This is a genomic window from Streptomyces sp. NPDC046860 (assembly GCF_040645115.1).
Lineage (GTDB): Bacteria > Actinomycetota > Actinomycetes > Streptomycetales > Streptomycetaceae > Streptomyces.
In genome coordinates this window covers 470,174-483,070 of the sequence record NZ_JBEYXQ010000001.1, presented here as the reverse complement: position 1 = coordinate 483,070, position 12,897 = coordinate 470,174, and the positions used below count along the sequence as shown (strand labels likewise).

Genomic DNA, 12,897 nt, shown 5'->3' with positions numbered 1-12,897 from the left:
ACCAGCTCAGAAAGTCAAGGGGTTCGTCACCGCGAATTGGCCGGCATCGGTACGGGGTTGGCGTGGCGGGGAGGTGAACACGGGCGGAGGGAGATGTTCCGAGCCGGGGTACGGGGGGCACAAGAACTTCATGCTTCATGGCATCGACGTCAGCGCGTACCAGTCCTCGTCGTACGACACCGACGGACTCTCGTTCGCCTTCATCAAGGCGACGGAGGGCCGTTCGTACGTCAACTCCAGACTCGCGGCCCAGACGAAGACGGCGCGCGACGCGGGTCTGGTCACGGGCTTCTACCACTTCCTGTGGCCGGGCAACCTCACCGACCAGGCGGAGTACTTCCTCAGCCACGCTCCCGACCGGCCGGGCGACATCCTGGCCGTCGACTGGGAGACCACCGGCGACGGCACGCACGCGAGCAACGCGGAGAAGGACACCTTCATCCGCAAGCTGCGGAGCCTGCGGCCGGACAACCGGGTGGTGCTGTACACCAACCGGAACTTCTGGCTGAACATCGACACCACGTCGTACGCGGGCGACGGCCTGTGGATCGCGGACTACGTGAGCGCGGGCAAGCCCCGCATCCAGGCGGACTGGAAGTTCCACCAGTACACCTCGGAGCCGTACGACAAGGACGTGGCGGACTTCTCCGGCAAGGCCGCGCTCAAGGCGTGGGCGACCGGGCGGTGACGGGAGGGGTGTCCACGCGGCGCGGACACCCCTTCCGGATGCGTCACTTGCTCAGGTAGGCCCAGAACTCGTCGAAGGTCAGCACCTTGTCGCCGTCGATGTCACGGGTCCTGATGACGGCCTCGGCCACCGACTCGGTGACGTTGAAGTCGCCCTGCTGGGCGAGCGCGGACTTGAACTCGGCCGCGGTGATGAACCCGTCGCCGTCCGCGTCGATCCGCTGGAACTGCTTGCGTGCTTCCTCGATGTCCGCCACCGATCCGCCCCTCTGTGCTCGTGACTCTCATACCGTGTCGGCGTACTGCCGCTGGTCAGATTAACGCTCCCACCACCGGCGGTTCCCCCCGGACCGAGAGGCGGGCTCGATGGAGACGTTGCCGGAACTGCTCGACGCGGTGGCGCGCGACCGGTTCCCTCCCCCGGACGGCACGGTCACCGTCCTGCCCCAGCTCTGCCAACGGGACGCCGGGGTAGTGGCGTTCACCGCGCACACCCTCGTCCTCACCGACGAGGACCCCGCCTGGGTGCGCGCGGCCCTGGCGGCCGTGGACTGCGATCCCCTCGCCGCTCCCCTGCACCCCGGCTTCCTGACCGCCCTCATGGACCGCACCGGCCGCACCGCGGAGACCGTCGACGCGCTCTGGGTCGGCACTCCCCTGCCGGGCCCGCCCGTACCGGCCCTGCGCGAGGTCGCGGACACCGGGCACCCCCGGGTGGTCCGCGCGCGCCGGCGCCGGGACTCGGTGCGCGTGTGGGAGGCCGGAGGCGGGCTGCTGGTGACCGGGCGCGGGGTGGGCGGCCGGCTGGAAGTGGCGCTGGAGGTGGAGGGCGGGGGTGCCGGGCTCGGGCGGGCACTGGCTCTCACCGCGCGCCGGCTGGCCGACGGGCCGGTGTGGGCGCAGGTCGCGCCGGGCAACGCCCGCAGCGCGCGGGCGTTCCTGGCGGCCGGCTACCGGCCCGTCGGTGCCGAGCTGCTGCTCAGTGCCAGGGGCGGTAGTACGGATTGCTCTGGCAGTTGCTCATGATCTCGGTCTTGGTCGCCTTGTCCACCGGGCAGACGCCGATGACGTACTGGCGCTGGATGCCGCCGGGGAAGGCGACCTCGACCTGGTCGGCCCACTTGTGGGTGTCACCGATGGTCTTGTTGACGTCCACCCCGCCGGGGGCGTCGATGTAGTAGTTGTAGCCCGACTTGTACCAGGTCTTGTACAGGTCGTGGTCGTAGGTCGTGGAGACGTACGGCGAGGGCTGGTTGACGAGGACGTAACGCTCCACGTCGTACTGCCCGTTCACCGTGTCCTTGGGCAGGAAGCCCTCCTCGAAGACGACGGCCGGGCCGCGGCTGTCGCTGCGGTAGAGGGTGCCGCAGCCGGTGCGCCACACCGGGTCCGGGGTGATCCGGTCGACATCCACCCGGCGGTCGGCGGCGGCCTGCACCTTGTCCGCGAACTGCGGACAGGAGGGCGCGGCGGCGCGGGACTTCAGCTCCGCGGGAGCGGCGGCGGGCGTGGCGGCCGTGGTCGCGAGGACGGCGCCGAGGGAGAGGGCGGCAGCGGTGACGCTGCGCCGCAGACGAGTTGTGATCATGCCCCGCACGATGGCGGTCCGGCGGGGGCGGGTGGTGGACCCTCACCCCATCGGGGGCGTGTCCGGCCGCCTCAAGTCAGTTGGTCCTAGCGGTCGGAGACCCGCATCTCGAACCATGTGGTCTTGCCCCGGGGCAGCAGGTCGACGCCCCAGCGGTCCGCGAGCTTGTCGACGAGGAACAGCCCCCGCCCGCTGATGTCCGTCTCCTGCACCGGCATCAGGCAGGGCAGCCCCCGCGAGGGGTCGCGCACCTCGACGCGGACCCAGCCGCGCCGGCGGCGCATCCGCAGTCCGAACACGCGGGCGCCGGTGTGGCGGACGGCGTTGCCCACGAGTTCGGAGACGAGTAAGACCGCGTCCTCGGTCAGCTTGGGGGTCAGCCCCCAGTGCCGGAGGATGACGATCTGGGCGAGTCTGCGCGCGGTGGCGGCGGACTCGGGGCGCGACGGCAGCGGAACCTCCGCCTCCGCGGGGTTGCCGAACAGTTCGAGCGCTCTGAGCCCTTGTTCGTCCTCGACCGCGGGCGACCAACGCGCCGCGGCAGCACGGCTGTGTCCCCGTGGCTGATCGATCCCATCCAGCCCCGCCATGGGCCCATGATGGCCGTCACGGCGGGCCTCCGGGGCCGATCCGGAGGAATACGCCCCCCGTACGCCCCCCGTCTGCTCCAGTCGCTCGGCATATGCCGGTGGCAGGTCGGGGTCGGCGGGGACCCGGTCGACCTGCGGCGACGGCTCGGTTCCGGGCAATCGTGCGGCTCCCTCGGCGAGGCAGGCTTAAGGTGCGGTTAAGGCTGCCATAAACCGACCTGCAGAGAGAGCCGAATCAGACGACGCGTCAATTGCTGGAAGAGTGCCAGCTCTTACCGGGGGCCGGCGGCACCTCCCCGGGGGCTCAGCGGAACTTGGCCTTCCCCGGCCCCTCCTCCACGAAGCTGCGCATCCCCCGCTCGCGGTCCTCGGTGGCGAACAGCCCCGCGAACCAGTTCCGCTCCACCGTGAGCCCGGTGTCGATGTCCGTCTCCAGGCCGGCGTCGACCGCCTCCTTCGCCGCGCGCAGCGCGAGCGCCGGGCCCTGGGCCAGCCGGGCGGCCCAGGTGTGAGCCTGCTCGTACACCTCGCCGGCCGGGACGACCCGGTCCACCAGGCCGAGGGCGAGCGCCTCGTCGGCCTTCACCATGCGGCCGGTGAAGATGAGGTCCTTCGCCCGGGAGGGGCCGATGAGCCGGGACAGCCGCTGGGTGCCGCCCGCGCCGGGGATCAGGCCGAGCAGGATCTCGGGCTGGCCCAGCTTGGCGTTGTCCCCGGCGATCCGGTAGTCCGCGCACAGCGCCAGCTCGCAGCCGCCGCCGAGCGCGTACCCGGTGACGGCGGCGACGACGGGCTTGGGGATGCGGGCGACGGCGGTGAAGGCGTCCTGGAGGGCGCGGGAGCGCAGGACCATCGCGGTGTGGTCCATCGCCTGCATCTCCTTGATGTCCGCGCCCGCCGCGAACACCTTCTCCCCGCCGTAGAGCACCACGGCGCGCACGTCCTCGCGGCGCGTGGCCTCCTCGGCGAGCTCCTTGAGCCGGTCCTGCGTGGCGACGTCCAGCGCGTTCATCGGCGGCCGGTCCAGGCGCAGCGTGCCGACGCCTTCGGCGACTTCGAGATTCACGGTCATGCGCGCCAGGTTAACGGCCACTAACGCCGAAGGGCCCGGTGCCGTTGCTCACAGCACCGGGCCCGTCGCGCGGACCGCTACTTCGTCCAGTCCGCCCAGCTCATGTTCCAGCCGTTGAGGCCGTTGTCCGGGGAGACCGTGCGGTCGTGCGAGTTCTTCACGATCACCACGTCACCGACCATGGACTTGTTGAAGAACCAGGCCGCCGGGACCCCGCCGTCGTACCCGCCGCGCACGTCGCGCAGACCGACGCAGCCGTGGCTGGCGTTGTAGTTGCCGAAGGCGCCGCCGCCCCAGTAGTTGCCGTGGATGAAGGTGCCGGAGTCCGTGAGGCGGATGGCGTGCGGCACGTCCTTGATGTCGTACTCGCCGCCGTAGCCGACCGTCTCGCCGTTCATCCGGGTCACGGCGAGCTTCTCGGTCATGACCATCTTGCCGTTCCAGGTCTCGTAGCCGGGCTTGCCGGTGGTGACCGGGAGGGTCTTGAGGGTCTTGCCGTCCCGCACGACCTTCATGGTGTGCTTCTTGGCGTCCACGTAGGAGATCTGGCTGCGGCCGATGGTGAACTTCACCGTCTTGCGCTGCTTGCCGTACACCCCGTCGCGGCCCTCGACGCCGTCCAGGTCGAGGTCGACGGTGACCTTGGTGCCGGGCTTCCAGTAGCTCTCCGGGCGGAAGTCCAGGCGGTCGTTGCCGAACCAGTGGCCCTCGACGTCCACCGCGGGCTCGGTCTTGATCCGGATGGCCTTCTCGACGGCGGCCGGGTCGGTGATGCCGCGCGTGAAGCGCAGCGAGAACGGCATGCCGACGCCGACGGTGGACCCGTCCTCGGGGGTGAAGGTGCCCACGAAGGTGTTCTCGGGCGTCAGCGTGGTGAAGCTGGAGTCCTCGGCGGCCTTGCGGCCCCGCGAGTCCTCGGCGACCGCGTGCACCGTGTACTTGGTGGCGGCGGCCAGGTGCCGGGCCGGCGTCCAGGCCGCGCCGCCCTTGGAGAGGGTCCCGTCGACCTGCGTGCCCTTGGCGTCCTTGACGACGACGCTGGTCAGCCGGCCTCCGGCGACCTTCACCTTCAGCGCGCCGCTGGTGTCCACGGCCTTGGCGCCGGACTCCGGCGCGATGGTGACCGCGGCCGAGGACTGCTTGTCCTGGGCCGGTTCCTTGTTCTTGGCGTTGTCCGAACCCCCCTGGCTCTCGCCCCCGCCGCACGCCGCGAGCGACAGCACGAGCGCCCCCGCCATGAGCGCCAGCCCCTTACGACCCCTGTGCCGACTTCCCGCCGAAGCCCCCGATATCGGCCGCACGTTCAAGTCGTTCTCCCCTCCCGGACCTGGCCACAGGTCCACACCCCGGCGCGTCCCGCGCTCATCTGGGCATGCTAGCCGCCGGTTTCCGGGCTCGGCGTCCGCCGAATGTCACCGTTCAGTCGCAACTTCAACGAGTCGCCGATACCCGGAATCCCCAGCTCACCCGGTCACCTGAGCACGCTGCCCGCCTTCCACTGCTTCCATGCCATGTTCCACCCGCTGAGGCCGTTGTCCGCGGAGACCGTCTTGTCCTTGCTGTGGACGACCTCGATCACGTCCCCGACGAGGCTGCGGTCGAAGAACCAGCCCGCCGGGGTGTCCGCGCCCCCGCCCTTGACGTCACGCAGTCCCACGCAGCCGTGGCTGACGTTGACCTCGCCGGGAGAGTCGGGCGACCAGTAGTTGCCGTGCAGGAAGGTGCCGGAGTCGGTGAGCTTCATGGCGTGCGGCACGTCCGGGATGTCGTACTCCCCGCCGAAGCCGACCGTCTGGCTGTTCATGCGGGTGACCTCCAGCATGTCCATCACCACCATCTTGCCGTTGTACGTGGGCGTCTTGGGGGCGCCCGCCGTGATCGGCACGGTGGCCAGCAGCTCGCCGTCCCGGCGCACCTGCATGGTGTGGGCGGCGGCGTCCACCAGGGAGACCTGGCTGCGGCCGACGGTGAAGGAGACCTTCTTGCGCTGGAGTCCGTAGACGCCGGGCGCCCCCTCCACGTCCCGCAGGCGGATGTCGACGGTGACCTCGGTGCCGGGTTTCCAGTAGCGCTCGGGGCGGAAGTCCAGCCGGTTCCTGCCGAACCAGTGGGCGCGGACCTCCACCGCCGGCTTCGCGGTGACGGTGACGGCCTTCTCCACCGCGGCCTGGTCGGTGATGTCCCGGCTGAAGGCGAGGGAGACGATCATCCCGGTGCCGACCGTGGAGCGGTTCTCCGGGGTGACGTAGCCGATGAACCGCTGGTCGGGGACGTAGGTGGTGAACGTGGTGTGCCGGGCCGAGCGGTGGCCGTCGCCGTCCACGGCGACCGCGTCCACGGTGTACCGGGCGGCCAGCGCCAGTTTGTCGTCGTCCGGGTGCCAGGAGCGGCCGTCCGGGCCGATGCGGCCGGGGACGGCGGTGTCCTGCGCGTCCTGCGAGCGGGTCACCGTGACCTTCTCCAGCCGTCCCTCGGGCACCCGCACCCGCAGCCGCTGTTCGGGGCGCACCCCCTTGCCGCCGTCCTCGGGGGTGACACGGATGACGTCCTCGGCGGCCGGGGGCCTGCCCGGCGGGCCGCCGATGCCCAGGGGGCCGGAGCCGTCCGCGGTGCAGCCGGCGGCCCCGGCCAGCAGTACCGCCCATGAAAGTGCCGTGGCCAGTGCGGCCAGCGCGCGCCTCGCGCGTCCTTGTACGTGCGTCACGCCGACACAACGACGCGGCACGCTCCGGGGAAACGTGAGTGCGACCCCACGGGTGGGCAGAACAGAGGGAAGGACGACGTGAAGGGGAGCCGCCGCGCCCGCGCCGGAGCCGTCGGGGCGCAGCCGTACCGGTCGGCCGAGCGTGCCGCGGGCCGAAGAGCCCGCGGTGCGGTCGGCCCTTCGGCGCGGCCGGTCGCGCCCCGGAAGGCCGAGCCACCGAAAGAGGGGCCGAACTGGTGACGAGCGCAGCCGAGCAGCGGGCACGGGCCGGGGAGCCGCCCGCCCAGAGCGGGACCGCCACTTCCCCGGTGCGCGGCGCCCGGGACGCTGCGCCGTCGGTGTGGCCGGGGACCCCGACCCCGCTGGGGGCCCGGTTCCGTACCGGCCCGGACGGGGTGGCGGGCACCAACTTCGCGCTGTGGGCGGGCGGCGCGGAGGCGGTGCGGCTGTGCCTGTTCGACGAGCGGGGCCGCGAGACACAGGTCGGGCTGACCGAGCTGACGCACGAGATCTGGCACGGCTTCGTGCCGGGGGTGCTGCCCGGCCGGCGCTACGGCTACCGGGTCCAGGGCCGCTGGGACCCGTGGACGGGCGCCCGCTGGAACCCGGCGAAGCTGCTGCTCGACCCGTACGCCCGCGCGGTGGATGGCGAGTTCGCGCTGCCGCCGGAGGTGTACGGCCATGTCCGGGACTGGCCGGACCAGGGGTACGCGGACACGGTGCGGGACGACCGGGACTCGGCGCCGTTCGTGCCCAAGGGCGTGGTGGTGCACGACGACGACGACTGGTCCGACGACCGCCGGCCCAAGACGCCGTGGGCGGACTCGGTCATCTACGAGGTGCACGTCAAGGGCTTCACCAAGCTCCACCCCGGCATCCCCGACGAGCTGCGCGGCACCTACGCCGGTCTCGCCCATCCGGCGGCGGTCGAGCACCTGGTGAAGCTGGGCGTGACGGCGGTGGAGCTGCTGCCCGTCCACCAGTTCGCGCACGAGGACCACCTGCTGCGCCGGGGCCTGAAGAACTACTGGGGCTACAACTCCATCGGCTACTTCGCCCCGCACGCGGCCTACGCGGCCTCCGGCACCACCGGCGGGCAGGTCGGCGAGTTCAAGCGGATGGTGCGCGCGCTGCACGCGGCCGGCATCGAGGTGATCCTCGACGTGGTCTACAACCACACCGCCGAGGCGGGCGAACTCGGCCCCACGCTCTCGCTGAAGGGCATCGACAACCGGGGCTACTACCGCCTCCAGCACGACGCCCGCCGCTATGCCGACTACACCGGCTGCGGCAACACCCTGCACGTGGTTCAGCCCCAGGTGCTGCGGCTGATCACCGACTCCCTGCGCTACTGGGTGACCGAGATGGGCGTCGACGGTTTCCGCTTCGACCTCGCGGCGGCGCTGGCCCGCTCGATGCACGACGTCGACATGCTGTCGCCCTTTCTGGCCGTCATCGCCCAGGACCCGGTGCTGCGCCGGGTGAAGCTGATCGCCGAGCCGTGGGACATCGGCTCGGGCGGCTACCAGGTGGGTGCTTTCCCGCCGCTGTGGACGGAGTGGAACGACCGCTACCGCGACACCGTGCGCGACTTCTGGCGGCACGCGCTGCCCGACGTCCGCGAGATGGGCTACCGGCTGTCCGGCTCCAGCGACCTGTACGCCTGGGGCGGCCGCCGCCCGTACGCCTCGGTCAACTTCGTCACCGCGCACGACGGGTTCACCCTGCGCGACCTGGTCTCGTACCACGGCAAGCACAACGAGGCGAACGGCGAGGACAACCGGGACGGCACCGACGACAACCGCTCATGGAACTGCGGCGCCGAGGGCGAGACGGACGACGGGGACGTACGGGCGCTGCGCAGACGGCAGTTGCGGAACCTGCTGACCACGCTGCTGCTGTCCACCGGGGTGCCGATGCTGGTCGCGGGCGACGAGCTGGGCCGCACCCAGCGCGGCAACAACAACGCCTACTGCCAGGACGGCGAGCTGAGCTGGCTGGACTGGTCCCTGCTGGACGACCCGGAATGGCGGCCCCTGTTCGAGCTGACCTGCCGGCTGATCGCCCTGCGCCACCGGCATCCGGTGCTGCGCCGCCGCGCCTTCTTCTCCGGCCGCGCGCACTCGGCGGACGGCCTCAGGGACCTGGCCTGGTTCACCGCCCAGGGCGCGGAGATGACGGAGGGCGACTGGTACGCCCCCGCCGCCACGCTTGGCATGTATCTGTCCGGCCGGGACATCCCGGGCCGGGACGAGCGGGGCGCGGCGGTGGTGGACGACAGCTTCCTCGCGGTGCTGCACGCCGGCCACGAGCCGACCGCTTTCACCCTTCCGGGTGCCCCCTGGGCGACGGGCTACGAGGTGGTGGTGGACACCTCCGGCGAGGAGCAGCTCCAGGCGCCTGGCACGGTGCTCACGGCGGGCGGTGACGTCATGGTGCCGGCGAGGACGGTGCTGCTGCTGCGGGTGGTGTGAGGCGGCGCGGGGGGCCGGAAAACTCGGTGGGCGGGACACCGACCGGTCCGTAGGCTCACCACGGTGTCCACTACCCCCGCCCCCGCCCGGCGACGCTCCGCCGCCCGTACCCTGCTGCGGCTGTGGCCGTACGTACGGCCGGTGCGCGCCCGGTGGTTCACCGCCGCGGCCGTCGCGGTCGTCGCCTCCTGCACCGGTCTGGTGATCCCGCTCGTACTGAAGTGGATGGTCGACGGCCCGGTCGCCGCCCGTGACCCGGCCGGGGTGTGGCTGGGCGCGCTGTACCTGCTGCTGATCGGGCTGGCGGAGGCGGTGCTGTTCGGCGTCCGGCGCTGGCTGGTGGCCCGCCCGCTGGCGGGGGTCGAGGCGGGCATGCGCGCCGACCTCTACCGGCGGCTCCAGCGGCTCCCGGTGGCCTTCCACGACCGTTGGCCCTCGGGCCAGTTGCTGTCGCGGGGCACCGGTGACCTGATGCTGGTGCGCATGTTCCTCGCCTTCCCGCTGACCTTCCTGCTGGTCAACGGGGTCACGATCCTCGCGGGCGTGGGGATCATGCTGGCGCAGGACTGGGTGCTCGGGCTGGTCGTCCTCGGCCCGGCCGTGCCGCTGATGTGGGTGTGCGTGGTGGTGGAGCAGCGGTACGCGCACGCGTGCCGCCGCGCGCAGGACCAGGTCGGCGACCTGACCACGCTGGTCGAGGAGAGCGTCCTCGGCATCCGGGTCGTCAAGGGCTTCGGGCGCCACCGCAGCCAGGCGCGGGCGTTCCGGCGTACGGCGCTCATGCTGCGGGACACCGAGATCGGCAAGGCGCGGCTGCTGGCGGTGATCTGGGCGGTCATCGTGATCCTGCCCGAGGTGGCGATCGGGGCCTCGCTGGTCCTGGGTGTGCTGCGGGTGGCGGACGGTTCGCTGTCGGCGGGCACCCTGGTCGCCTTCCTGAGCACGGCGCTGGCGCTGCGCTGGCCGGTGGAGTCCATCGGCTTCCTGCTGGCGATGTGCCAGGAGGCGGCGACGGCCACCGAGCGGTACTTCGAGGTGCTGGACGAGGCCCTGGAGGACGCGGCGGACGCGGCCTACGCCAAGGACACCGCGCACGCCGCGGACGCCGCGGACGCGCCCGGCGACGCCGTGCCCGGGTCCGGCGGGCGGGGCCTGCGCTTCGAGGGCGTGGGTTTCCGCCACACCGACGCGGCCCCCGGCACCCGGCCCGTGCTGGACGGCGTCGACCTGCACATCCGCCGCGGCGAGTCGATGGCGCTGGTCGGCGCGACCGGCAGCGGGAAGACCACGCTCACCGCGCTGGTCCCACGGCTGCACGACGCCACCTCGGGGCGCATCACCCTCGACGGCGTCGACATCACCGCGCTCCCCCGCGAGGAACTGCGCGCCCGGGTCGCCGTCGCCTTCGAGGAACCCACCCTGTTCTCCGCGAGCGTGGCGGAGAACGTCCTCATGGGCGCCGGGAAGGACGCCGGACGCGACGTGCTGGAGCGGGCCCTGGCCGTGGCGCACGCCGACTTCGCGTACGCGCTGCCCGAGGGGCCGGACACCCGGGTAGGCGAGCAGGGACTGAGCCTGTCCGGCGGCCAGCGCCAGCGCCTGGCGCTGGCCCGCGCGGTGGCCGGCCGGCCGGAGTTCCTGGTGCTGGACGACCCGCTGTCCGCGCTCGACGTGCACACCGAGGCGGCCGTGGAGGCGGCGCTGCGCCGGGTGCTGGCCGACACCACCGCGCTGATCGTGGCCCACCGCCCGTCCACGGTGCTGCTGGCCGACCGGGTCGCCCTGCTCTCCGGGGGCCGGATCGCGGCCGTGGGCACCCACCACGAACTGCTGCGCACCAACGCCGAGTACGCGCACCTGATGTCCGGCGGCCCGCGCGAGGCCACCGGGGAACCCGAGGAACGCCGATGACCACCACGACGTCCGCCGCCCCCACCACGGACGACGACCTCCCCGGCCCGCGACACGACGAGGACCGTGCCGACCCCTTCGACCGGGACGTGCTGCCCACCCCGCCCGGCGCCACCTCCGCGCTGCTGCGCTCACTGCTCGCCCCGCGCCGGGCCCGGGTCGCGCTCGCCGTGCTCCTGCTGCTGCTCCAGCAGGCGGCGGCGCAGACGGGCCCGCTGCTGGTGGCGTACGCCATCGACACCGCCGTGCCCGCGGTGCGGCGCCACGACCACGGGCCGCTGCTCGCGGTGGCGGCGGGGTACGCGGTGTGCGCGCTGGCCTCGGGCGGGCTGCAGTTCGCGTTCATCCGGGCGTCCGCACGGGTCAGCCAGGACGCGCTGCTGGACCTGCGCGGCCGGATCTTCCGGCACGCGCAGGCGCTCAGCGTGGACTTCCACGAGCGCTACACCTCCGGCCGGCTGATCTCCCGGTCCACCACGGACGTGGAGGCGCTGCGCGAACTCCTCGACGAGGGGCTCCAGGAGCTGGTGACGGTGGTGCTGTCCTTCGTGTACATCGCCGGGCTGCTGCTCTGGCTCGACGCGGGCCTCGGAGCGGTCGCGATCGCGTCGTTCGTACCGCTGTACCTGCTGGTGCGGCGCTACCAGAAGCGCGCACAGCGGGTGTTCGCGGTGCGCTCCACGGCGGTCGCGGCGCTGATCGTGAAGTTCGTGGAGACGATGAACGGCATCCGCCCGGTGCGCGCGTTCCGCCGGGAGGCGGCCAACGACGCCGAGTTCGCCGTCCTCAACCGCCACCACGAGCGCAGCAACGGCGACACGCTGCTGGAGATGGCCCGGTACGTGATCGGCTCCCGGCTGGTCGCCAACACGGCCGTGGCCGGGATCGTGCTGTGGGGCGCCCACCGGGTGGCCTCCGGCACCCTGGCGCTCGGTGTGCTGGCGGCGGCGGTGCTGTACCTGCGGCGGCTGTACGACCCGATCGACCGGCTGGGGATGTTCCTCAACTCCTACCAGTCGGCGGCCGCCTCGCTGGAGAAGATCGCCGGACTGCTGGCCCAGGTCCCGTCGGTGCCGGAGCCCGGGATCTCCCGTGAACTCCCTTCGCTGAAGACCGACTTCCCCGGCCGCGAGGTGGTCTTCGACGGGGTGCGGTTCGCCTACCGCACCGGCGGCGAGGTGCTCCCCCGCTTCGACCTGACCCTCCCGGCCGGGCAGACCGTCGCCGTGGTCGGCTCCACGGGCGCGGGCAAGTCGACGCTGGCCAAGCTGCTGGCCCGCTTCTACGACCCGACCGAGGGCGCCGTCCTGCTGGACGGGGTGGACCTGCGCGAGCTGCCGCTGCCCGAACTGCGGCGCGGGGTGGTGATGGTGACCCAGGAGTCGTTCCTGTTCTCCGGCACGGTCGCGGACAACATCGCCATCGGCCGGCCCGAGGCGAGCCGGGAGGAGATCGAGGAGGCGGCGAAGGCCATCGGCGCGCACGAGTTCATCAGCGCCCTGCCCGACGGCTACGACACCGACGTACGCAAGCGCGGTGGCCGTATCTCCGCGGGCCAGCGCCAGCTGGTGGCGTTCGCGCGGGCGCTGCTCGCCGACCCGGCGGTGCTGATCCTGGACGAGGCGACCAGCTCGCTGGACGTGCCCGGGGAGCGGGCGGTGCAGCGGGCGATGACGACCGTGCTGCGCGGCCGGACGGCGGTGGTCATCGCCCACCGGCTGTCCACGGTGGAGATCGCCGACCGGGTCCTGGTGATGGAGACGGGCCGGATCGCGGAGGACGGCCGCCCGGACGAACTGATCGCCGGTTCCGGTAGGTTCGCGGAACTGCACAAGGCGTGGCGGGACAGTCTGGCTCAGTGACGGCCGGTT

At 72.3% G+C, this 12,897-nt stretch carries 11 protein-coding genes; 5 read left to right on the top strand and 6 right to left on the bottom strand.

The window, feature by feature from the left end; translation table 11 throughout:
* Positions 1-130: 130 nt before the first annotated feature.
* The gene (locus ABZ898_RS02200) at positions 131-688 is read left to right on the top strand and encodes a glycoside hydrolase family 25 protein (protein ID WP_361651852.1); all 558 of its coding nucleotides are present in this window, start codon (positions 131-133) and stop codon (positions 686-688) included.
* A gap of 43 nt (positions 689-731) precedes the next feature.
* On the opposite strand, the gene ABZ898_RS02195 is transcribed toward ABZ898_RS02200, so the two are convergent.
* On the bottom strand, positions 732-944 hold the full coding sequence (locus tag ABZ898_RS02195; RefSeq protein WP_361651850.1) for an EF-hand domain-containing protein: 213 nt from the start codon (positions 942-944) through the stop codon (positions 732-734).
* A gap of 109 nt (positions 945-1,053) precedes the next feature.
* On the opposite strand from ABZ898_RS02195, the gene ABZ898_RS02190 reads away from it, so the two are divergent.
* Positions 1,054-1,713, top strand: coding sequence for a GNAT family N-acetyltransferase (locus tag ABZ898_RS02190; protein WP_361651849.1), 660 nt, complete (start codon positions 1,054-1,056; stop codon positions 1,711-1,713).
* Here ABZ898_RS02190 and ABZ898_RS02185 read toward each other — a convergent pair.
* The 5 genes from ABZ898_RS02185 to ABZ898_RS02165 form a co-directional block, all read right to left on the bottom strand.
* Positions 1,667-2,275 (bottom strand): ADP-ribosyltransferase, encoded by a 609-nt coding sequence (locus tag ABZ898_RS02185; protein WP_350753722.1) that lies wholly within the window; start codon positions 2,273-2,275, stop codon positions 1,667-1,669. The genes ABZ898_RS02190 and ABZ898_RS02185 overlap by 47 nt on opposite strands.
* 86 nt (positions 2,276-2,361) lie before the next feature.
* Positions 2,362-2,865: an ATP-binding protein gene (locus tag ABZ898_RS02180; RefSeq protein ID WP_167513973.1), complete on the bottom strand. Its 504-nt coding sequence runs from the start codon at positions 2,863-2,865 to the stop codon at positions 2,362-2,364.
* A gap of 304 nt (positions 2,866-3,169) precedes the next feature.
* Positions 3,170-3,937, bottom strand: coding sequence for an enoyl-CoA hydratase-related protein (locus ABZ898_RS02175; RefSeq protein WP_361651847.1), 768 nt, complete (start codon positions 3,935-3,937; stop codon positions 3,170-3,172).
* A gap of 77 nt (positions 3,938-4,014) precedes the next feature.
* Entirely contained in the window at positions 4,015-5,175 is a 1,161-nt protein-coding gene (locus ABZ898_RS02170) for an Ig-like domain-containing protein (protein ID WP_361651846.1), read from the bottom strand.
* A gap of 233 nt (positions 5,176-5,408) precedes the next feature.
* A complete protein-coding gene (locus ABZ898_RS02165; RefSeq protein ID WP_361651845.1) occupies positions 5,409-6,641 on the bottom strand; it encodes an Ig-like domain-containing protein in 1,233 nt (410 codons plus the stop codon).
* Between the two features lie 236 nt (positions 6,642-6,877).
* Here ABZ898_RS02165 and glgX point away from each other — a divergent pair, with 236 nt between their 5' ends.
* The 3 genes from glgX to ABZ898_RS02150 all read left to right on the top strand — a co-directional run bounded on the left by glgX (position 6,878) and on the right by ABZ898_RS02150 (position 12,888).
* On the top strand, positions 6,878-9,115 hold the full coding sequence (glgX, locus tag ABZ898_RS02160; protein WP_361651843.1) for a glycogen debranching protein GlgX: 2,238 nt from the start codon (positions 6,878-6,880) through the stop codon (positions 9,113-9,115).
* Between the two features lie 63 nt (positions 9,116-9,178).
* On the top strand, positions 9,179-11,026 hold the full coding sequence (locus ABZ898_RS02155) for an ABC transporter ATP-binding protein (RefSeq protein WP_361651841.1): 1,848 nt from the start codon (positions 9,179-9,181) through the stop codon (positions 11,024-11,026).
* Complete coding sequence (locus ABZ898_RS02150) at positions 11,023-12,888, top strand: ABC transporter ATP-binding protein (protein ID WP_361651839.1); 1,866 nt, start codon at positions 11,023-11,025, stop codon at positions 12,886-12,888. The genes ABZ898_RS02155 and ABZ898_RS02150 overlap by 4 nt, the downstream gene beginning before the upstream one ends.
* The last annotated feature ends 9 nt before the right edge of the window (positions 12,889-12,897 follow it).

Excerpts from the sequence above, each read along its gene's own strand:
- ABZ898_RS02200 (WP_361651852.1), top strand. The coding sequence starts at position 131 with ATGCTTCATGGCATCGACGTCAGCGCGTACCAGTCCTCGTCGTACGAC.
- ABZ898_RS02185 (WP_350753722.1), bottom strand. The coding sequence starts at position 2,275 with ATGATCACAACTCGTCTGCGGCGCAGCGTCACCGCTGCCGCCCTCTCC.
- ABZ898_RS02170 (WP_361651846.1), bottom strand. The coding sequence starts at position 5,175 with ATGGCGGGGGCGCTCGTGCTGTCGCTCGCGGCGTGCGGCGGGGGCGAG.
- ABZ898_RS02180 (WP_167513973.1), bottom strand. The coding sequence starts at position 2,865 with ATGGCGGGGCTGGATGGGATCGATCAGCCACGGGGACACAGCCGTGCT.
- ABZ898_RS02190 (WP_361651849.1), top strand. The coding sequence starts at position 1,054 with ATGGAGACGTTGCCGGAACTGCTCGACGCGGTGGCGCGCGACCGGTTC.
- ABZ898_RS02150 (WP_361651839.1), top strand. The coding sequence starts at position 11,023 with ATGACCACCACGACGTCCGCCGCCCCCACCACGGACGACGACCTCCCC.
- ABZ898_RS02175 (WP_361651847.1), bottom strand. The coding sequence starts at position 3,937 with ATGACCGTGAATCTCGAAGTCGCCGAAGGCGTCGGCACGCTGCGCCTG.